Source organism: Bremerella cremea (assembly GCF_039541315.1).
Lineage (GTDB): Bacteria > Planctomycetota > Planctomycetia > Pirellulales > Pirellulaceae > Bremerella > Bremerella cremea.
On sequence record NZ_BAABFZ010000003.1, the window covers coordinates 1,230,571 to 1,251,468 of the forward strand.

Below are 20,898 nucleotides of genomic sequence, written 5' to 3' on the forward strand. Positions count from 1 at the left end.
CATAATGTTGCGTTATTGGACAGCGGGCGAATCCCACGGTAAAACCCTTCTCGCCATGATCGACGGCTTTCCGGCCGGACTTTCGATCGACGAAGAACCCATCAATCGCGAGCTGGCTCGACGCCAGGGCGGGTATGGCCGCGGCGGTCGACAGCGGATCGAGACCGACAAGGTCGAGGTCATGACCGGGATCTGGAAAGGCCTGACGCTCGGCAGCCCAATCGCTCTGCAAGTGATCAATCGCGACTACAAACTGGAACGCCTGGACGATCTTCCTCGTCCGCGTCCTGGCCACGGCGACCTGACCGGTGCGATCAAGTACCTCGGTCCGATCCGGGCCATTCTCGAACGTGCCAGTGCTCGCGAGACGGCGGTTCGCGTGGCCGCCGGTGCGTTGGCCAAGCAACTGCTCGCCGAGTTCGGCATCCAGGTCTACGGCTTCGTGGACGAACTGGGGGGCGTCGCGATCGATCGTCCCAAGAACGTCGACGATGTCGATGCGATGGTTACCAAGCGCGACGAGAGCATCATTTACTCGCTCAACCCCGAACAAGATCCGCAGTTCAAAGAACTGATCGACAAGACCGGCAAGGCAGGCGATACGCTCGGCGGAATTGTCGAAGTGCGCGTCGTGGGGGCCCCGTTCGGTCTGGGTACACATGCCCAGTGGGAACGCAAGCTCGACGGCAAGCTGGCTCAAGCAGTCATGGCCGTTCAAGCGATCAAGGGTGTCGAGATCGGAATGGGCTTCGAGGCAGCGCGTCTGCCAGGCTCGCAGGTTCACGATCCGATTCACTACGACGCCTCGCAGCTAGATACACCAAGCCTGGGTTACACACGGCCGACCAACAACGCCGGTGGCCTGGAAGCAGGCATGACCAACGGTCAAACGATCGTGGTGCGTGCCGCCAAGAAGCCGATCAGCACGCTGCGAAAGCCGCTGGAATCGGTCAACCTGGAAACCAAAGAGACCGACGCCGCGTCGTACGAACGTAGCGATGTTTGTGCGGTTTCAGCCGCCAGTGTGATTGTCGAAAGCGTCGTTGCTTTCGAGATCGCGGTGGCGATGGTCGACAAGTTCGGTGGTGACAGCCTCGAGGAAATGAAGGCCCGTTACCAACTGTTTCAAGAGATGGCTCGGAAGCGTTAATCCGCGGCCCACAACGTATTCGCACGCCAACCAAGGATGTTCGGCATGCATGAATCAACCAGACGCCTGCTTTGCCGGTTCGCATTCCTGTTGGGATGCGTCTTGCCGACAATTTGTACGCTCAGTTGGATCATGTATCGCCAGTCCACGTGGAGCGTCGATTCGGTCGAAGCTCGTCTGACCGATCTGATCGGCCTGAAGTGCCAGATCGCGAAATACTACAACCCCAAGCCATCGAAGTGGGTCTTTGAAGACGTCCGCCTTGAACGGGCCGGCACCGATGCGGTGACCATCCCGGTACTGAAAGCGGAGCTGGTCGACGATACCTGGCAGCTTTCGGCCGACGAAGCCGAAGTCGACTTCACCTCTCGAGTCCGCCTCTGGGAAACGCTCCAGGAAGGCATCCTACTCGATCGCTCCGGCGGACATTCCTTGCGACTTTGCGTCGGCACCATTCGCTTCCGCGACAGCTCGCTGCCGACGTTTCATCAGCTCGACGTGAAGCATCATCCTCACGCGCAGCCGGCACTCACCAGCAGCATGCTCGTCGGCAACGAGATCGACGCTCCGCCGCTGGTCGCGAATCTCGACACGTCACATCCACAGCACTGGAAGGTGTTTCTCGCGACTACTTTCGAGAAGCCAATCGATACCTACCCACTACGCGAAGCCTTGCCTGACCTGGCTGGGCTTGGTCCCGATGCCCGGTTCGCTGGGCAGATTACGATGGAACTGAACCATCCAACGCCGCACTTGGAGCTGGCCGGAAAGTTCGAGCAAATCGATCTGCAAACAGCGCTCGCCAGCAATCAGCAGCTTGGTTCGGGCAGCGCCGAACTGCACTTCCAACGCGTCGTCATTCGTGACAACGCTTTCATCGAGGGACGTGGCGGGATCTGGTCTTACAACGGCTGGCTTTCCCGCAGCATGGTCGACCGGGCCATCGAGCACCTCAAGGTTCGCGTGGTCCCAACCTTCCACCAGCAAGACATGGTGGCCTATCACAAGATGGCGATCGGCTTCGAGCTTGATCATGGCCGAATGAAACTGACCGGGCTCTGCAGCTACGACATGAACGACATGCCGGTCGGAACGATGTTGGCCGGTCTGGAACAACCGCTGGTACTGGAAAGTGAAGTAGAACGCCTGCCAGCGACCAACCTGGTGAGCGTTTTCCACGACAACAACTCGTCGACGATTCCTGCCTCGCAGCCTTCGGTTGATTGGGCTCGCTGGTTCACGGTGCCGATGTTGGCCGAACAGCCTAGCGGTACACGGCGATAGTCGTTCGCGTATAGTAAGAGCCCCAGCGGGGCGACACCTGCTGACCGAATCTCGGTTGATGTCGCTCCGCTGGGGCTCTCGTTGTTCTTGCCATTAGCCAGGGGCGAATTCCCCTGGCGTCTCTTGAACGAAGACTACGGGGCGTTGGCCAGCCCGGTGTCGTCCTTGGGTTCTGGCAGGTCGGTCTTGATGACCACTTCTTTGATCTCGTTCTCGTCGACCACCGACAGCTTCGAGAGCTGGAATCGCAGTGCGACCAGCCCCAAACCAATCCAGTTGGCGGCGACGAAACCCATCACCATGATTTCACTTCCCTTACCGCCACTACCGTACGAGTGCAGACCAACCGCGTCGCCACCTTTGAATAGCGGCAACAAGAAGTTCACCCCGTACCAACTTCCGACGATTGCCGAGAAGCCGATGATCGTTCCCACGACCAGGCCGAAGTTGTTGAACCAGCCAGCGAACCGGGCATGCAGAATCGCGACGTAGATCAACAGCGTCACCAACGCCCAGACTTCCTTCGGATCCCAGCCCCAGAAGCGGCCCCAGGAAACGTCGGCCCAGATACCACCCAGAATCGTTCCGGTAGCCAACAGCAGCACGGCGACCTGGATCGCTCGGTAACATTGCTGTCCCAGCGTGAAGCACTCTTCAGGCGGACGATAGCTCATCTGCGGTCCATGAGCATGGGCAGGTGCCAGGCCTTCATTCAGCGGGCTGGCCATGACCGGAGCACGATACTTGCCGAACATGTAGTAGCCCAGGGCCAACCAACCGAGGCCCCATGCCAGGATCCCTGCCCCGTAGCTGGCCACGATGGTCAGCACGTGAATGGTCAGCCAGACGTTCGAGCGAAGCACCGGCTGAAGCGGCGAGAACTCGGTATTGAGCACGCGGGAAGAACCGGTGTCGACAATCGGAGCAATCGAAGCGACGCACAGCAAAAACGTTCCGCACGCAGCGGCGGCCAGACCGTAGTAGTTACGCTGATAGGTTTTCGAGAACCGATCGCCCAAGTTCTTATCGACGACGAACCAGTCGTAAACGCAGAACAGCGGCAGAGCCACGGCAGCCACCAGCAGACGCGGGATGTACCACAAGCTCAAGGCGAGAACTAAGACTTTCACCAGGAAGAAGATCGATGCATAGATCGGACCATGCGCACTCGACTGTTCCCAGAAGTCGGTCAGGTTGATGATCGGGCGATTGCCGTCGTAAACCGGCTGCATCGTCATGAAGTTGAACATGCCGATCATGACCGGAACTCGAATCAGCGTCGAGCACCAATTGAAGATGCTCCAGACGCTCGGTGCGAACATCTCGAGTTGACTACGTTCCAGCGGAGCAGCTTCCCAGGTGTAAGGAATCGCCGTCGCACGCCAGGCACCCAAGCGACCTCGTTCGATCAGTGGCAAAATCAGGAACACCAGGCCCAACGTACAAACAACCCACGGCACGAAAATGACTGTTTCGTACATGTTGGTCACTGGTGCCCAACCAGTCACGATGACTCGCATGTAGAAGCCGTAACTCGACCAGATGATGCCCAGCACCAAAAACAGCACGCCGGTCCAGAACATTGGCTTCCGCATCACGGCGAATGCCAGACCAAAACCGATGGTCGCGATGAACGTGAAGACCCAGGCATACATGAATGGGTCCATCGTGTTGTAGCGAACTTCGGTCGCGATTCGATAGCTTCCGGCCGGCGGATACGCGGTATAGGCGAGGATGCCTGGATCGCGTTGGTCGGCCCCGATCGTTTCTTCCAACACAGCCACGCGTTGTTCGGTGTCGACGTCGCCCAGACGCTGCAAGCTCTGCGAAAGCTTCTCCATCGGAGCACGAGCGTCTTTGCCTTCCAGGTAGGCCTGCTTGGTCGCCTTCCAGTTGGCCCGCACGGACTGGATCAGCGACATGTCGTATTGATCGAGCACCGCATCGGAACCATACAGCACGGTCGTCAAACCGAGCCATGGCTGCGACAGGTCTTTCGGGTCACGCGACTTGCTCAGTGCGAAAGGGTTGAGCGAAGGAACGATCTGCACATGATTCCCGCTGCGATCCATGGCCGTCGACGAAGTCTGAGCGGCGGCGTTGGCGTTTTCGTAGAGACCCAAGTGGGTTTCCAATGCCATGTGTTCCAGCTCTCGCACACGAACCAGCATCGACTGGAACATGGGCTTGATGTTGTCGTACTCGTCGTCGGTTAGCGTGGTGCTGTCGTTCACATTGTCACGCTGCTGCTCGAGGATGTCGGCCATGTTTCGGGCTGCATCCTGAAAACGCTGGACGATCGGCTCGGCTTCTTCAACGGTCGGTGGATGATCAGGCAGTACGATGTCAGGCGAGTCGTCCTGCAGCAAGGCGACTGGTTCAACCCAGGCGTCACGCGACAGTTCATACAATTCGTCGTACGAGTCGAGCAGTTCCTTCGAGGCGATGCTCAATGGATGGGTGCCACCAAACTGCTGTAGCGTTTGCAACTGACCACGCAGCGGGCGTTCTTCACCAGGCTCTCCAAAGATCACCTTACCAGCGGCGTAGACCTGACCGATGAAACGATCTCGCTGGCCTGGGGCAGGCAGCGGACTGGTCGAGACAATATCCTTCAGCGGATCGAGCGTCACTTCCCGGAACACTCCGTAGCGGAACAGCAGTTCCCGCCAGATATGGGTGTCCATCGCGGTCTCGGTCAGTTCACCTTGCGGCATCTGTTCCTGACGACGCTTCTCCATGTCTTGCAGGTATTCGCGAAGCTTGACCGACGTCGCAATCTCGTGCGGCGAAACGAAGTTCAGCTTGATGCTGTTCGGACTGTTGATCGGCAGATCGAGTTCCTTACGAACGTCTTCTCGGCCGAGGTAAATGAACGGAACGCGTTCCCACTTCTCGGGACGGACCAGCCAATCGTAAAGCAACTGGCTGGGCGTGAACTTGCGTTCTTTGCCTTCTGGAAAGATCTCGAGCGCGCCGGCTAGTTCGGGGCTCTTCAGCTCTTCGGCAGTGTAGTAGTCGACCAGATTGAACTTTGGCTTCGACTTGTTGAAGTCGGTGATCTTCTGGGTGACCTGGCGGGCATACGCATCCATCGGCTTCACGCGGCCGTGATGATAGACCGGGATCTGTCGCCAGATATCATCCGGAAAGGGCTCGGCGGCGTTGACCGTGCTGCTTGCCAGCAAACTGCCACACAGCACCAGGGCTGCGATCCAGGTCGTTTGAAGGATACTGTTTTTCATTGCATTACCAGTCATTATCGCGAAACCACTTCTGACTCGATCTTGGCCGGATGAGCTTTCGCTCGGGCCTCGGGATCGGTCGAACGTTTTGTCTTGAAGAAATAGGCACGCATGTAGAACATGCACGCGATACCCCCGATCACGAACAAACAGCCCCAATAACGGAGCGCTGTGCCCGGATCGTAATTGACCGAGAAGACCGACTTATAGACTTCTGGGTCGTTGCTGCGGCTTGGCACGAACTCGCGATACTGCGGCGTGCCGGCCAGGTAAGGACCATCGAACGATTCCTGGAAGATACGCAGATCGCGTCGACCAGCCGGTTCGGTGAAGTCGTCCGGAGCGTTCATCGTGATCCAGATATCACGCTTCAAAAGTGCGGTCTGCGTGAATAACAAATCGCCACTCTTCGCGTCGACAGCCAGTCCGTCCGGCTTGCTCATCAGCGAAGCTTCGTGCCGAGCTGGCTCACGCGATTTGCCTTTCAAATCATACGCATAGATCACCGTGTTGATCTCTTGCGGCTTGCTGCGATCGAGGCTGGGATCGCTCAGGTTCTTGCGAGCCAACGGATCGATGCCGTTCGGCGTATCGTCACTCCAGAACAGCGTCTGGCGGTCGGTATCGATCGCCAGACTGTTGGGGTGCCCCTTCCTGGTGTAGGTGTAAACGTACGACACGCGTGGCTCTTCGGTCGATGACTTGCCGATCGCGTTGTTGGTAACATCGGTGAAGTAAATCTGCTTGGCCGACGGATCGACCACCAGACTGGTGACCACACCGGTTCCCTTCAGCCATTCGACATCCATTTCGGTTCCGTCGGTCTTCATGCGACCGATCGACTTGGTAGCCGGATTGCCAAAGTAAACCCAGTCGGCCTGGGAATCGACGGCCAGGCCACGCGGCGAACGCTCGAACATCGAAATCGCACGCAGACTACCGCCAGCGATATCGGCCTGCATCAACACATCGACATCACCACGAGCCAGGCGGTTAGGCTGTTTCGACAGCCACCACAGCTTGCCTCCATCGACGTCGATGACCAGGTTCCGCGGATTCTTGCCTGCCGAGCGAATCAGTTCCGAGGCAGGCTCGGACGCGTCACCCAGATTCTTGGCGTAGATGGCCTGTGACTTCTCGGTATCGTCGATCCAATACAGAAACTCTCCGTGACGTCCCACGTAGGTTGGATTGCGGGAAGCAGGCACATCGATCTTTTCCATCTGATCGCTGCCTTGCTTCAGCATCATCACGTATCGGTCGTGTAGTCGATCGATGTACTGAACATCGCTCGAATAATGCGACGGCTGCGAGGTACCAGGATCGAGGCGGCGTTCAAATTGATCGAGATGAATGCGGAAACCGATCGGGTACGACTGAATCGGCATCGAGAGCTTCACCTGGCGATCGCCCACTTTTACGGTGCGCTGCGTCGAGCCTTCACCGAGGCCGACGTCAGGTTCATTCATGTGAGCCCGGAGCCAGAACTCTTCCGATTCCCCATCGACGGTCAAACGGACCTTCGCGGCCGGAGTATTGCCCATCGGCCCCGAGACACCAAAGGCAACCGGCATCGGCTGAGGCTTCGGCTTATCAGAAGGGACGAAGCTTTTGACATACATCTTGAGCGTGGCGAATGGCATCTTGAATGCATCGACCGCACTGGCTTCGGTTCCCTTCTCATTGAGTTCACCCGAAGCGACGACCGACTTGCGATTCCAATAGCGATAGAAAACTCGCTTCGACTCGGGGGCATCGGGATCGGTCGCATCTTTGGCAACGCCTTGGATCACATCGATTCGCGAACCAGCTTCCCCACCACGCATCAACTCGGCGACGTCTTTCTCGCCGAAGTCGTACCAGTAGTGGCCATAGACATCCGACTCGAAGCCCTGCATGTTCATCTGCGGCATGTTCGCCAGCAGCGTCAACTGATCGACCTTTTTGTCTCCCTCGAAGATGTCGACCACGACGGTCGGATTGCGTGGCTCGGCACCTTCCTCTTCTGGTACTTCGACCCAGGCAAACTCTTGCCCGTCGACCTGATCGAGCTGGGCCGTCGGGTAGTAGGCTTTGATTTGATACTTGAGGTCGCTTCCTTCCAGCGACTGCGGTTCTTTCTGCAAGTTCTCTTGAACCTGGATCACCGTCTTCTTGCCACCGGCGTACAGTATCAGCTGGCCGCTTTCACCAATCGAACCCTCTTCCGGAACGCACTCGAGGAAGGCTTCCGTCGCGGCGCGATTGCCGGCCATGTGGAAGGTCATGTAGCCACCGCCGCTGCGCTGGCTATCGCCGATGCCGTACTTGTACTTCGGCTGCTGTGGTGCCTTGAAGACCGACATGCGAATCGGAATCCATTGCTCACCGACCGGCTTCATCGTTCCGTCCGACGCGCGTTCGGTGGTCTTGGGCATGCTCATCATCAACTGCACGGTCGGCGTGTTTTCCCACCAGTTGCAGTCGGCATAGTAGTCCAGCACTTCCAACTTCACGTCGTCCCGGTTAAACAAGACGTTGCCGGCACGATTTCGCATCGAGGAGTACAAAACCGGTTTGAACCAGCGAGCCAACTCTGGTTCGGCCACTTTCCAGTTGGCGAAGCCGTCGTCGTAGGCAGACCAGTTGAACATCCCTGGTTCGAAGTCGATCGTGTGCCGTTCGATCGTGGCTGGATCGGCCATCACCAGGGGATTCGACTGAGGACTGTCATCGACTCGCAGATCGAAGTAGTAAGCATTGTCGAACGCAAGCTCTGACGAAGCGTGTTCCCACACGTGAACCTGAGCGTCGATCCCCTTGGTTCGGCTAATGGCACCGCTCAGCAGCAACATCAGCAAACCGATGTGCGTGATCACGAAGCCGGTCTGATGCCGTTTCCAGGGATAACGAATCGCTGCCGCGCAGAAGATGTTGATCGCCAGCAGGCCGTAGATCAGTCCGAACCACCACGAGCGGTAGACGTAGAACTGCACCACGTCAGTATTGAAGGTTGCTTCGACGAAGGTTGCGTATATCAACGCAATCGCCATCGCACTCAGCAGCACCACGGCCAAGCTAAGGGAAGCGGCAAACTCGTAGATGTGAAGCAGCACCCGGATCGCTAGTGGTTGATCTGGGGAGACAAGTTTGGGTCTTGCCACGTTCTATTCCATGGAGGTCAGGAAGCACGCCAACGCCAGCGCACCGGCAGGCTCGTGGTTTCGGGAATCCGAATAGGAAGGATCTTCACCCTTAGCCACGGCAGCGGCACCACGTTCGCGGCTTCGTATGTTTATCGGGGGTTGAACACCGGGAAGCGGGGCCCGATCTTCAGGTATCATTTGGCTAAAACGTCTCGTTAGCGAACGACTTACGCATAAGCGGATGTCGTTCGCTGACGAGACTATTCTCTATTATAGCGCCCCGCCCCCGGACGGATACATGGTCTTTGGGGTGGGATGGCCCAGAAGGACCGATCCGAGGTTCCGATTTTGCCGTTCTGGGACTTCGGGCAGAAACGAAAACAGCCGTGGATCGAATTGGCTCGAGCCACGGCTGTGTGAATTTCGATTTTTTCCGCGACGAATCGCTTACGGAAGCATGCTCAGCACGCCATCCATCAGGGTGCTGCTCAGAGCGTAAGGCTCGTTGTAGCTCCACATGTTCCACATCAGGTCGGTGACCATCAGGCCGCAACCGATCATCAGAACCGCAGTAAGCCCCAGGCTCAGGACGTTCATCAGCGAGTAAGGGACTTCCGCCGGAGCTGCTGCAACCGGAGCCGCTGCCCTGGAACTAGTACCAGCCATCGCTGGCTCGTCCGCCTCCAGGCCATCGCCTGCATCGCCCAGACCACCGAAGTCGCCCCCTTCCAGGGTCGAACTACCGAACAGGCCCGATTCCGATGACATCGAGTCGGAATCGAGGGCAATCACCTGCGATCCGCTGTCGTCGTCTTCCAGGTCCCCTTCAATCGGCGTCAGCATGAAGTCGGCTTCGGCACCACCGCCAAGGGCTTCGATACCGTCGTCGTCATCGCCGGCACTTGCTGCCACGGCGACTTCTTCGGCGTCGTCCGCACTGATCAGTTCCAGTCCGCTGTCGCCGCTCGAAAGCGAGAACTCGCTGTCGTCTTCCGAATCAGAAGCCAAGCCAACGCCGCTGTCGTCGTCGATCAGATTGATTTCGCTGCCATCGTCTGCCGAGACTTCGTCGTCAGCCAGCCCCAGTTCGCTTTCACTCACCAGCAGGTCCATGCTGCTGTCTTCGTCATCTTCGATGTCGAGCGTCAGCTCCCCGCTGCTGTCATTATCTTCCAGACCGATCCCGCTGGTGCCGAGGTCGAGCGAGTCATCTTCCAGACCAAGGCTCAAACCGCTGCCGGTACCTTCCGGATCGGATGGTTCCGAACCGAGGTCAATGTTCGCGTCGCTGCCGTCGTCGACCAAGCTCAGCTCTTCGTCGTCGTCATCCGCCAGGCTGAATTCTTCTTCGTCAACAGGCTTATTGATCGACGAGCCTTCCAGAATGTCGGAACCTTCTCCCAGCGAAAGACTGCTGAGGTTTGATTCGGCGGCAGGGTCGATGCTGCTGGACGAGTCGCCCAAACCGATATCGCTATCCAGGTTGAGCGAGCTATCGGAGTCATCGCTGATGATATTGGACGATCCGGCATCGCCGTCGCCTACGTCCGAGATCAAAAGGCTGTCCATCGAGCCGGACGAGCCTTCTTCAGGATCCGAAATGCCGCTCAGTTCGAACTCCTGGCTTTCGCTGTCGCTGCTGCCTGCGTCCGAGAAGCCAATACCTTCCTCGGCCATGATCGAGCGAGCTTTATCGAGTTCGTCTTCCTTGAACTTCCAGCTGGAACCGTCACGAAAGGCACGAACCTTACCACGTTCGCGCAGATCTTGAATCGTCTCTTCGGAAACGCCCAGCTTGGCGGCAAAGTCAGAAAGCGGAATATAGTCGGCCATGATGGCTCCCAAAGGTACCAACCTCGTAGAGAGCCACAGACCAACGCGGCGCCCTACGACTGATTGAGCAATGTGCGAATCTCACGCGGGCTAGGAGTGCCCCCGTTGAATTCCTCGATGAGTAAATCCCATTGTAAGTTGCGAACGCTGCGCAGGGAAACTTTTCCGTTGTTTCCATCGACGTGATATACGGCCATCACCCTCGTCTCAGGGTCGACCATAATCATCAACTGGCCACCGTCATCCGACTTCGCTGAATGCACGACCAAACCGGCCGAGACCGGTAGCCCGGCATGCTTCTGGGCAAATACAGATGAGGTATCACGGAAAAGTTCTACGCAGAGCATCACAGCGACCATTACCACAGCCGCCGAGAGGATCGACTTCCACATAAATCACCTAGATTACGCGATTTACGGAATCGGACCTCTATGACCTATTCTAGAAGCCCATTTCCGAGATGCAACTATTTATCTGACGGTTGGTTAGGGAGATATGGGGGACTTCAACACCCGGTCGGGTGGAAAGCAAGCCCAACAGGCCCTATTTTCCGAAGAGTCGGGAGTTTACCAGCGGGCCGGAAACCGACAAACAGCGATATCGATGCATTGACGGCGGCGGGGGAAATCTCTGCGAGAAAACCACCATTTCGGGGAGAACGCTCGCAAGTAGATCGCGTTGGCGAATGGGCGAGAAAAAACTTAGTCAAGAAAGAACATCGGCCGACGGACTAATCCGTCGGCCGAACATTCATTTCCCCCCCGGGATTTAATTCAAACACACTTACGTGCGTTGTCTTTTTAGGTAAGTCCGCTGTAAAGCGGAGGTTATCGAGGTGTCATTTGCCCCGACGCTAAGAGTTATCGGCAGTCGGAGCGATCGTATTGAAGCTCTTTTAGGTTGAATCTCGAAAATTCCAACGGAGCCCCGCAACCCTCCCTTTCTACCCAGACCTACACCTGCAGGAAACGACTTGGAATTTTGTCTGATCTGTTGAGGGTCGAAATGTCGATTCTAACGATTAACGCGAGTTTCCCTATTGTTCCGCCTCCTACCCCGGGACGAGCGGTGCCATATCGAGAAGGAGTTCGATTGTGCAACAGACGGACGCCCCCAAGATTTCCCAGTCGATTGCCGCAAAGCTTGGTTGGCCGATTCTGATCGGTTCCGCCCTGACGGTTCTCTTTTATGGTGCCATTCACTTTGGCGTCATTCCCCAACATTCCCTGCTGCGATATGTCACCGCTCACCCGGTTGAATACGCGGAAGTCGGAATGTTCATGGTGGGTGTCGCCGCCTTACTGCTGAAGGCAGGCCAGCTTGTCGGTGAATTCCGTTCGCTGAGCCAGGTCGACCTGCCACCGCAGGAAAATGGCCGTAACAAGATTGAACATGCCCCAGCTTTGCTGGAATGCCTTTATCAATTGCCGGAGTCGCTCCATCCGACACTGCTGTTTCAGCGGTTGTCGAAAGGACTTCGCCATGTCCACGCCAGCCAGACCGCGGCCGGCCTGCAGGACGAAATGAAGTACCTGGCCGATATCGACCAGGAAAAATGCGAGCATGACTACTCGATGGTTCGGATCGTGATCTGGGCCACCCCAATGCTCGGCTTCTTGGGTACCGTTATCGGTATCACGCTGGCCCTGGGTAATCTGTCGCCGGAAGCCCTGGTGAATGAGCCCAAGGTCGCAATGGAAAGCCTGCTGCAAGGCTTGAGCGTCGCGTTCGATACGACGGCACTCGCGTTGACCTTGAGCATTGGCTTGATGTTCGCCCAGTTCGTGGTTGGTCGCATCGAGTCGGAAATCTTGAGCAGTGTCGACCAACTGGCCGCCGACGAGCTGACCGCACGATTCGAGACCGAAGGCAGTGCCACTGATCCAAGCGTGTTGGCCGTGAAGAAGATGGCTGAACGCACCATTCAAACAACGCAAGACCTGGTCGTTCGCCAGACCGAACTATGGCGAGATACCGTGTCGACCGCTCATCAGCATTGGCAACGCCTGCTGACGACCAGCACCGATCAAATGGAAACCGCCCTGCACAATGCGTTGTCGGAATCGCTGAAGACGCATGCGGAAGCCTTGGCCTCGGCCCAGCAGCATTCGATGCAGCAATCGTCGGAACAACTCAATGGTGTGATCGACGCGTTGTACCAGGTCAGTTCGTCGATTCATTCCCAGCATGAACAGATGACCGAGCAAGGCACGATTCTATTGAAGGTGGTCGAAGCAACGGGCGAAGTCGCGAGCCTCGAAGAGTCGCTCAATCGCAACCTCGCTTCGCTCGCCGGCAAGCAGCACTTTGAAGAAACAGTGCAAAGCCTGGCAGCGACCATCCACCTGCTTAACTCGCGTATGTCCGGCACCGGACATAACGCGGTTCAACTCGATCGCAAGGACAAAGGTCAAGCCGCGTGAGTCGACGTCGTTCAGCACGACATACGGTCGAGATCTCGCTGTTCCCCTTTCTGGCCGTCCTGATCTGCACCATGGGAGCACTAATCGTGCTGTTTGTGGTGATGGTCTTGCAGGCCCGAACGGAAGCAGTCGCGGTCGAACTGCCGGCCCTTTCGGTCCCGGCTCCGGTGGAAGAACCAGAGCCGACGGTGGAAACTCCTGCTCCTCAACCGCAGGTTGACTACACCGATAAGATGGCCGAACTTCAACAACTGCGCGAGCAGCGTCTCGCTCAGTTGAAAGATGTCCGCCTGCAGTTGTCCGGTCTCGAAGACCATAGCCATCGCTTGACCGAGAAGATCAAGCGTCTGCGGGGTGATATTGCCGTGCTGGAAGGTGAAACCAGCAACGTTACGGGCAGTGCCGACGACTTTGAAACTCAGAAACAACGACTTCAGCAAGAGCTGAACCAGGCCCTGTCCGAACTGGATAAGGCCAAGAAAGATGCGGAAGGTCGCAAGCCAGCTTATGCCCTTGTTCCTTACGACGGCCGCAGCGGCACACGTCGACAACCTATCTACATCGAGTGCACCGCCGATCGCGTTATCATTCAGCCGGAAGGCATCGGCCTGACCGGTAACGATTTCCAAGAGCCCCTTGGCCCTGGCAATCCGCTGGCGGCTTCGCTGCGCACGATTCGTGAATACCGACAATCACAAGGTGTGCCTGGCCAAGGCAACCCTTACCCACTCTTGATCGTTCGCCCAGGCGGCGCCGAGTCGTATGCCGCGGCCCGGGAAGCCTTGGAAGGGTGGGACGACGAGTTTGGTTATGAACTGGTCGACGACGATACCGAACTGGCTTACCCGCCTGCCGACCGCATGCTGGGCAAGCGTCTGATCGAAACGGTTGAACTGGCCCGCCGCCGCAAGATTGCCATCATCATGGCAGCACCCAAGAAGTATGGCCGCGTGGAAGATCAGTACCTGGTCGCCAGCCGCAACGGCGGATTCCGCTCTGCCGGCGGCGACAGCGACGAACCGTTCCTCGAGAACCGTTTCGTCGAAGGTGGCAACGGCACCAGTAGCGTCGAAGGAGAACAATTCGGCGGGACCGGTCAGATGGGTACCGGCAAGGCAAACAACCTGCAGGAAGGCAGCCAGCCTCCGATGGACCAGCAGGCCAATGGCCCTGGCTTCTATCCACAGCAAGCTCCTCCAGAACAAAAGACCGCCGATGGCCGGCAGGGCTCGCCATACGCTCAACCACCAGGGCCTCAGGCACCACAGAATGTTTCTGGCGGAACCGGCGGCACGCGTTCGTCCACCAAGCCGATCGCTGCAACGCGAGGCGGCAACTGGGCATTACCAAACGCTGGCCCCAAGAGCACTGCCATCACCCGCCCGGTCACCCTGGTGATTAGCGGTCAGCAGATGACATTGGTTCAAGAACGTGGCGTGCTGGGTCCTGCTGAAACCGTTCCGGTGGACGCCGACATGAAGGCCGCGACCGAGAAACTGGTTCGCTTGATCCATACTCGTATCGATAGCTGGGGCATCGCCGGCCGAAACTTCTACTGGAAGCCAGTGCTGGAAGTGACCATCGAACCAGGCGGAGAGCCTGCGACTCAACAGCTCGAGACTTTGTTGTACGGTTCCGGTATCGAGGTGAAACGCAAGTGAGACGTCCTGCGAAGAAGTCGAGCGGCGATCAGAACGCCCCTTCCCTCGATTCGTTTCTCGACGTGGTCACCAACCTCGTTGGCATTCTGATCATTTTGATCATGGTCGTGGGGATCACCGCGCGAGATGCCATCGTCGATGCCGCCGCAGGCAAGACCGAGTCGGTCGAACCGCCCACTCTTTCGATCCCTGCCCGGTCCGCGACTGCCCCGGTGGAACTCGCCCCGCCAACGCCACCTGAACCCCAGGGCCCTTCGCTAGAAGAACTGAAGGGTGTCGCCCAGGACATCGCTTCGATCCAGAACCAGATCATGCAGGCCCAAGAGCAGGCCAAGCTGGCGTTTGAAGAACGCAACCAACTGCAACTCTTTTTGACTTCGGCCGAATCGACGCTGGATCAAAAGCAAAGCGAGCTTTCCGACAGCAAGCAACGAGAGGTCATGCAACAGCGCGAACTGCTTCAGATCACGCAGCAGCTCGAGCAGATGTACGATCAAATCGAAAGCATCCACCAATATCAACCGGAAGTGAAAGAGCTGGCTCACTATCCGACGCCGCTGGCCAAAACGGTATTCGGTCAGGAAGAACACTTTCGGTTGAAGAATGGACGAATCTCGTACGTACCGATGGAGCGTCTCGTGGAAGCGATGAAGAACGATGCACGCAACCATCTCGATCGCGCTCGCCGGGACGGCAAAGCGGTTTCGCGCGTCGGCCCGATGAATGGCTTCATCATGGAATATACGTTGGTGAATCGTTCGTACGAAATGGATACAGCACTTGGCACCGCAACCCGCGGCGGTGTCGAGTTGCTGAACTTCACCCTCGAGCCAGAATCGGAAGACGTCGGCTTCCCTGTCGAAGAAGCCTTGCGACCTGGTTCACGATTCCGCGACATCATCGCGTCGCTCGATCCAGGCCGCACGACGATCACGGTCTGGACGTATCCTGACAGCTACGCCAGTTTCCGCTCGGTCCGTGACGATCTGTATGAGATCGGTTTCACCACGGCGGCGCGTCCTCTGCCGAAAGACTACCCAATCGGGGGCAGCCCAAGCGGCTCGCGTTCGTCCGCTCAGTAGTTGCTGGCTTACAAGTCGTAGCGGAATCGCCTGGGATTCCGCTACAAAAATGGCGTTCGGACATTAAGGTCTCGTCTGGTTTGCGGCAGGCGCCCGACTGACCTTCGCTAGACAATGATCTACAATGATTGCTTTGCGAGCCGCCTCTTTCCCCATCTTCTGGCATGAATCCGACCCCGCAGCAACTCATTGAATGGGACAAGCACTACGTTTGGCACGCCTTCACCCAGATGGCCAGTTACGATCCGCTGATCATTGAATCGGCGGAAGGGTGCGAACTGATCGACCTCGACGGTCGACGATTAATCGACGGCGTCAGCAGCATGTGGTGCAATGTGCATGGCCACCGCCACCCGGTCATCGACGCGGCAATCGTCGCGCAGATGGGCAAGGTTGCCCACGTGACGAATCTTGGCTGCTCGAACAGCACGACGATTCGTTTAGCAAAGCGTCTGGCCGATCTTACGCCTGGCGATCTCGATCACGTCTTCTTCTGCAGCGACGGCGCTTCGGCCTTGGAAGTTGCGATCAAGCTTGCCTTTCAGTACTGGCATCAATGCGACAACCCTCAGCCAGGCAAGACGAAATATATCGGCTTCGAAGACGCCTATCATGGCGACACGATCGGCACAATCAGCGTCGGCGGTGTCGACAAATTCAACTCGGTGTTCAAGCCGCTAATGTTCCCGGTGCATCGCCTGCCGATCCCTGACCGGCGGACCCCTTCGCTGGAAACAAGCTGCGAGCATCACCTGCAGATTCTCGAAGACACGCTGGCTGAGCATCACGAGTCGATCGCGGCTGTCGTGATCGAACCTCTCGTGCTGGGTGCCGCCGGAATGATCGTCCAGCCGCATGGCTACCTGCGCGGCGTGCGTGAACTGACTCGCAAGTACAACGTGCTGCTGATTGCCGACGAAGTTGCGGTCGGGCTCGGCCGGACCGGGACGATGTTTGGCTGCCAGCAGGAAGAGGTCGTGCCTGATATTCTTTGCCTTGGCAAGGGCTTGACGGGCGGCTATCTGCCGATGAGCGCCGCGATTGCTTCCACCGAAATCTGGAACGCTTACCTCGGCGACTTTTCTGAAGCGAAGCAGCTTTGTCACGGGCACACGTTCGGCGGCAATCCATTAAGTGCCGCGGCCGCATTGGCCACCCTCGACTTGTTCGATCAGGAAGAAACACTTGCCGGATCGCCTGCCAAGATCGAGCGAATTGCTGGTCACTTGCAAACCCTTGCCAACCATCCGCATGTCGGCGATGTCCGGCAATACGGTATGATTGCCGCAGTGGAACTGGTGAAAGATCGCACCACCGGCGAACCATTTCCATGGACAGAACGCCATGGGCACCAGGTTTGTCAGTACGCGTTGAACCATGGCCTTTGGATTCGTCCGCTGGGCAACGTCTTGGTAATCATGCCCCCCCTGGCCATCTCTCTCGAGCAGATCGATACGATCTGTCAGGTGATCAGCGATGGTATCGACTTCGTGACTCGCAACAAGGCAGATGGAAATGAGTGAACCTCGTTACCTGCTGATTCAGATTCGAGATGCCGACGATCCGATTCGTCACCAAGAGGTCGATTGCTTCGCTGCTGCCCTCGATTGTTCGCGGGACGCGATCACAGTATTCGACCTACTCAAGCAGTCGCTTCAGCCAGCTGATTTAGCGGATATCGATATGGTGATGATCGGTGGTTCGGGCCGATACAGCGTGACCAGCGATGCCCCGTGGATGCAGGTCGCGCTAGGGAGCCTTCAGCGACTGCTGGATGCCGGAAAGCCGACCTTCGCGTCATGCTGGGGTTTTCAAGCCTTGGCCCGGGCAGCTGGCGGGACGGTGATTCACGATCTGCCGCATGCGGAACTAGGAAGCAATCCGGTCTATCTGACCGAAGCTGGACGGCTCGATCCCATCTTCTCGCAACTGCCCCTTCGCTTTCTCGCGTACATGGGACACGAAGATCGCGTCATCGAAATGCCACCAGCAACGACCCTGCTGGCCAGCAACGACAACGTGGCCCAACAGGCATTCCGGTTCGACGATCGGCCAATCTATTGCACGCAGTTCCATCCCGAGCTGACACTCGACTCATTGATGGATCGCATTGCCGCGTATCCGGAATATTGCGAGAGGATTGCGAAGATTCCGTACGAGGTTTTCCGCCAACAATGCCACGCTGCCACCGAGAGCGAGACGCTACTCCGCGTCTTTCGCGATCACTTTCTAGGCAAGTAATTCGCGCACTGGTTCGTCCGTACACGAACTCTCCCCCGCGCAGAGGGCCCCTGGTTTCACGCCCCGTCTACGACAAAGTCGGAATAACCTGCAACATCGCTACAAAGCTCAGTTGGTTACGGGTAACCCCGCCATACGCTGGCAACGTCTCACTTGCTGCTGACCTAAGCTTTGACTCAGAACGTATTTTGATCCATTCGCGCGCCGAAGGGCCAAAAAGAAGACGATGTTTGCAACCAGACACACGGGCAGTCCGTCTCCAACGGCGGAAGTGTCGAAGAAATTCGGTTACGGCGGAGTGAATGAATTCATCACTCCGTTGATTGTGCTTGTATGGGGTTGCCTCATCGCGGTGGGGTTTATTGCCCTGCTCTTTTATCACAACACGCCGGGAACACGAAGTGATTCTAATCCGGTGTGGCAAGTGAATCGCCTGATCGAGTTAGATCCGTCGCGGGCCAACTTGCTGGTCTTTATTCACCCGCAATGTCCTTGCTCGACCGCTACGATGGGCGAATTAGCCAGGATTCAAGCGGCCTGTGGCAGCAACGTGTTAACCCACCTGATTTTGTATCAACCTGACAATGAAAAGTGGTCGACCGCTTCGATGATGGCCCAGGCAATCGAAATCCCGAACCTACATATCCTCGCTGATCCCAAAGGCAATTTAGCCAAGCAATTCGGCGCCGAGACTTCTGGGCATGCCATGCTGTTTGCGCCGGATGGTCATCGGATCTTCAGCGGCGGCATAACGGCCGGTCGAGGCTGCGAGGGAGACAACCCAGGCAGGCAAGCTGTCATCAGCTACGTCAACCAACACCAGGTGTTCTGCGACAAGGCGAGCGTTTACGGATGTCCGATTGTTGAAGGCCTGACAGCGAAGCGGACGGAAACCAAGGAACCTGCTCGTGCAATTGAGTGAAGATCGCCCGATCAATGATCGCGCACGCGAGCTGCTCGAAGAGCACCGCGATGCGATTTATCGGCGAACCGATCGCATGTTTGCCTGGCTGATGCTATTTCAATGGCTTGCCGGGATCGTGCTGGCGGTTTGGATCTCACCCTATTCTTGGGCGGGTCGCTCATTCTTTGTTCACCCTCACCTGTGGTCCGCTGTATTTTTGGGTGGGCTATTAAGCAGCCTCCCGATCTTCCTGGCGTATTTCCTCCCAGGACGTAACATCACCCGACTAACGATCGCGGTGGCCCAAGGTTTATATTCGGCACTGCTGATTCACCTGATGGGTGGACGGATTGAAGCACACTTCCACGTCTTTGGTTCGCTGGCGTTTCTTGCCTTCTACCGCGACTGGAAAGTGCTTTCCGCCGCGACGCTGGTGATTGCGACCGATCACCTGGTTCGGGGCATATTCTGGCCGGAATCGATCTATGGCATCTCGATGTTTGGCTGGCGCCGCTCGATCGAACATATTGGCTGGGTCGCATTCGAGGACGTGTTCCTCTTCTATTCGATCTGGATCAGTTGTCGCGAGATGACGATCATCGCTAACCGCCGTGCTGAAATGGAGCGAATGCAGACGGAAGTCGAACGCGAGGTGACTGACCGTACCCGGGAAATCGAACTGCAGCGACTTGTCTTGCAGGAATCGCACGAGCGTCTGGAACGGCAAACCGTCGAACTGAAGAAAGCGATCGAAGCCAGCGAAGGGGCGAACCGCGCTAAGAGTGCGTTCCTGGCGAACATGAGCCACGAAATCCGCACGCCTTTAACAGCGATCCTGGGCTTTGCCGATGTCTTGCTCGAATCAGGCGATCTGAAGCAAGCACCGCCAGAACGTGTCGATGCCATCGAAACAATTCGTCGGAACGGCTCGCACTTGATCTCGCTGATCAACGACGTGCTCGATCTTTCCAAGATTGAAGCGGGTAAATTCCAGGTCGAGAACCTCCCTTGTTCACTGCATCGATTGCTTTGCGATCTGCGGCACCTGATGCTCGTTCGAGCGGAAGAGAAGAAGCTGGCGATCAACATCCAATACGAGACCGCCATCCCTGACATGATTCTGACCGACCCAACCCGGTTGCGTCAGATCGTCATGAACCTGCTGAGCAACTCGATCAAGTTCACGCAAGAAGGCGAAATCAACCTGAAGGTCTCGTTGATCGGCAAGAGTGACCAGCGGCAAATTCAGATCGATGTCAGCGATACAGGCATTGGCATCTCGGACGAAATGCGAGATCGCTTGTTCCAGCCATTCACCCAGGCCGACGGATCGATGTCACGCCGATTCGGTGGAACTGGTTTGGGTCTGACCATCAGTCGCCACTTTGCCAAGCTCTTGGGCGGCGACTTGTCGATTGTCGACACATCGCAGCGTGGCTCAACGTTCCGCCTCGTGATCGATCCAGGTCCGCTGCATGACGCGACGTTCGATCAACCTGAAATGCTACAGAAGCCCCCTACCGCAAAACCAAAGGCCGAGCCAACTCCGAAAAATGTTCTGGAAGGTTTGCGAATTCTGCTCGTCGAAGACGGCCCCGATAATCAGCGATTGATTTCGTTCTTACTGAAGAAGGCAGGTGCCCAGGTCGAACTGGCCGAGAACGGCGAGCAGGGCTACATGCGGGTTCACGAGTCGGACGATCCGTTCGACATCATCCTGATGGACATGCAAATGCCGATCATGGATGGCTACACGGCTACCTCGAAACTGCGTGCCGATGGATATCAGGTGCCAATCATCGCCCTGACCGCCCATGCCATGGCGGAAGATCGGAACCGCTGCATTGAAGCTGGCTGCACCGACTATTCGACCAAGCCAATCGATCGCACCAAGCTGATCGAATTAATTCGCTTCCACGTTCAGCCGACGTGGGCCAACCCGTAGTCTTC

The 20,898-nt window shown here is 57.2% G+C and carries 13 protein-coding genes; 9 read left to right on the forward strand and 4 right to left on the reverse strand.

Annotated elements, in window-relative coordinates; all coding sequences use genetic code 11:
• Positions 1–4: 4 nt before the first annotated feature.
• Both aroC and ABD890_RS07305 read left to right on the forward strand, forming a co-directional pair.
• Entirely contained in the window at positions 5–1,150 is a 1,146-nt protein-coding gene (gene aroC / locus ABD890_RS07300; protein ID WP_345087366.1) for a chorismate synthase, read from the forward strand.
• 45 nt (positions 1,151–1,195) lie between these two features.
• A complete protein-coding gene (locus ABD890_RS07305) occupies positions 1,196–2,434 on the forward strand; it encodes a hypothetical protein (protein ID WP_345087368.1) in 1,239 nt (412 codons plus the stop codon).
• A 134-nt stretch (positions 2,435–2,568) separates the two neighbouring features.
• On the opposite strand, the gene ABD890_RS07310 is transcribed toward ABD890_RS07305, so the two are convergent.
• From ABD890_RS07310 to ABD890_RS07325, 4 genes are all read right to left on the reverse strand, one after another.
• Entirely contained in the window at positions 2,569–5,679 is a 3,111-nt protein-coding gene (locus tag ABD890_RS07310; RefSeq protein ID WP_345087370.1) for a cytochrome c biogenesis protein, read from the reverse strand.
• A gap of 14 nt (positions 5,680–5,693) precedes the next feature.
• Entirely contained in the window at positions 5,694–8,822 is a 3,129-nt protein-coding gene (locus ABD890_RS07315) for a hypothetical protein (protein WP_345087372.1), read from the reverse strand.
• A 429-nt stretch (positions 8,823–9,251) separates the two neighbouring features.
• Complete coding sequence (locus ABD890_RS07320; RefSeq protein ID WP_345087374.1) at positions 9,252–10,637, reverse strand: helix-turn-helix domain-containing protein; 1,386 nt, start codon at positions 10,635–10,637, stop codon at positions 9,252–9,254.
• A gap of 53 nt (positions 10,638–10,690) precedes the next feature.
• Complete coding sequence (locus ABD890_RS07325) at positions 10,691–11,029, reverse strand: hypothetical protein (RefSeq protein ID WP_345087376.1); 339 nt, start codon at positions 11,027–11,029, stop codon at positions 10,691–10,693.
• Positions 11,030–11,731: 702 nt separating this feature from the next.
• On the opposite strand from ABD890_RS07325, the gene ABD890_RS07330 reads away from it, so the two are divergent.
• The 7 genes from ABD890_RS07330 (at position 11,732) to ABD890_RS07360 (ending at position 20,893) form a co-directional block, all read left to right on the forward strand.
• Positions 11,732–13,060 (forward strand): MotA/TolQ/ExbB proton channel family protein, encoded by a 1,329-nt coding sequence (locus tag ABD890_RS07330; protein ID WP_345087378.1) that lies wholly within the window; start codon positions 11,732–11,734, stop codon positions 13,058–13,060.
• Positions 13,057–14,721, forward strand: a complete 1,665-nt coding sequence (locus ABD890_RS07335; RefSeq protein ID WP_345087380.1) for a hypothetical protein — start codon at positions 13,057–13,059, stop codon at positions 14,719–14,721. Before ABD890_RS07330 ends, ABD890_RS07335 begins: the two co-directional genes overlap by 4 nt.
• The gene (locus tag ABD890_RS07340; RefSeq protein ID WP_345087382.1) at positions 14,718–15,803 is read left to right on the forward strand and encodes a hypothetical protein; all 1,086 of its coding nucleotides are present in this window, start codon (positions 14,718–14,720) and stop codon (positions 15,801–15,803) included. Before ABD890_RS07335 ends, ABD890_RS07340 begins: the two co-directional genes overlap by 4 nt.
• Positions 15,804–15,967: 164 nt before the next feature.
• Complete coding sequence (bioA, locus tag ABD890_RS07345) at positions 15,968–17,326, forward strand: adenosylmethionine--8-amino-7-oxononanoate transaminase (protein WP_345087384.1); 1,359 nt, start codon at positions 15,968–15,970, stop codon at positions 17,324–17,326.
• Positions 17,319–18,044, forward strand: a complete 726-nt coding sequence (locus ABD890_RS07350) for a type 1 glutamine amidotransferase (RefSeq protein ID WP_345087386.1) — start codon at positions 17,319–17,321, stop codon at positions 18,042–18,044. Before bioA ends, ABD890_RS07350 begins: the two co-directional genes overlap by 8 nt.
• Positions 18,045–18,315: 271 nt before the next feature.
• Positions 18,316–18,966, forward strand: a complete 651-nt coding sequence (locus tag ABD890_RS07355; RefSeq protein WP_345087388.1) for a thioredoxin domain-containing protein — start codon at positions 18,316–18,318, stop codon at positions 18,964–18,966.
• On the forward strand, positions 18,953–20,893 hold the full coding sequence (locus tag ABD890_RS07360; protein WP_345087390.1) for an ATP-binding protein: 1,941 nt from the start codon (positions 18,953–18,955) through the stop codon (positions 20,891–20,893). The genes ABD890_RS07355 and ABD890_RS07360 overlap by 14 nt, the downstream gene beginning before the upstream one ends.
• Positions 20,894–20,898 lie beyond the last annotated feature (5 nt).

Bases quoted from the DNA above. Each gene is read 5' to 3' on its own strand.
- aroC (WP_345087366.1), top strand. From the start codon at position 5: ATGTTGCGTTATTGGACAGCGGGCGAATCCCACGGTAAAACCCTTCTC.
- ABD890_RS07305 (WP_345087368.1), top strand. From the start codon at position 1,196: ATGCATGAATCAACCAGACGCCTGCTTTGCCGGTTCGCATTCCTGTTG.
- ABD890_RS07310 (WP_345087370.1), bottom strand. From the start codon at position 5,679: ATGAAAAACAGTATCCTTCAAACGACCTGGATCGCAGCCCTGGTGCTG.
- ABD890_RS07320 (WP_345087374.1), bottom strand. From the start codon at position 10,637: ATGGCCGACTATATTCCGCTTTCTGACTTTGCCGCCAAGCTGGGCGTT.
- ABD890_RS07325 (WP_345087376.1), bottom strand. From the start codon at position 11,029: ATGTGGAAGTCGATCCTCTCGGCGGCTGTGGTAATGGTCGCTGTGATG.
- bioA (WP_345087384.1), top strand. From the start codon at position 15,968: ATGAATCCGACCCCGCAGCAACTCATTGAATGGGACAAGCACTACGTT.
- ABD890_RS07350 (WP_345087386.1), top strand. From the start codon at position 17,319: ATGAGTGAACCTCGTTACCTGCTGATTCAGATTCGAGATGCCGACGAT.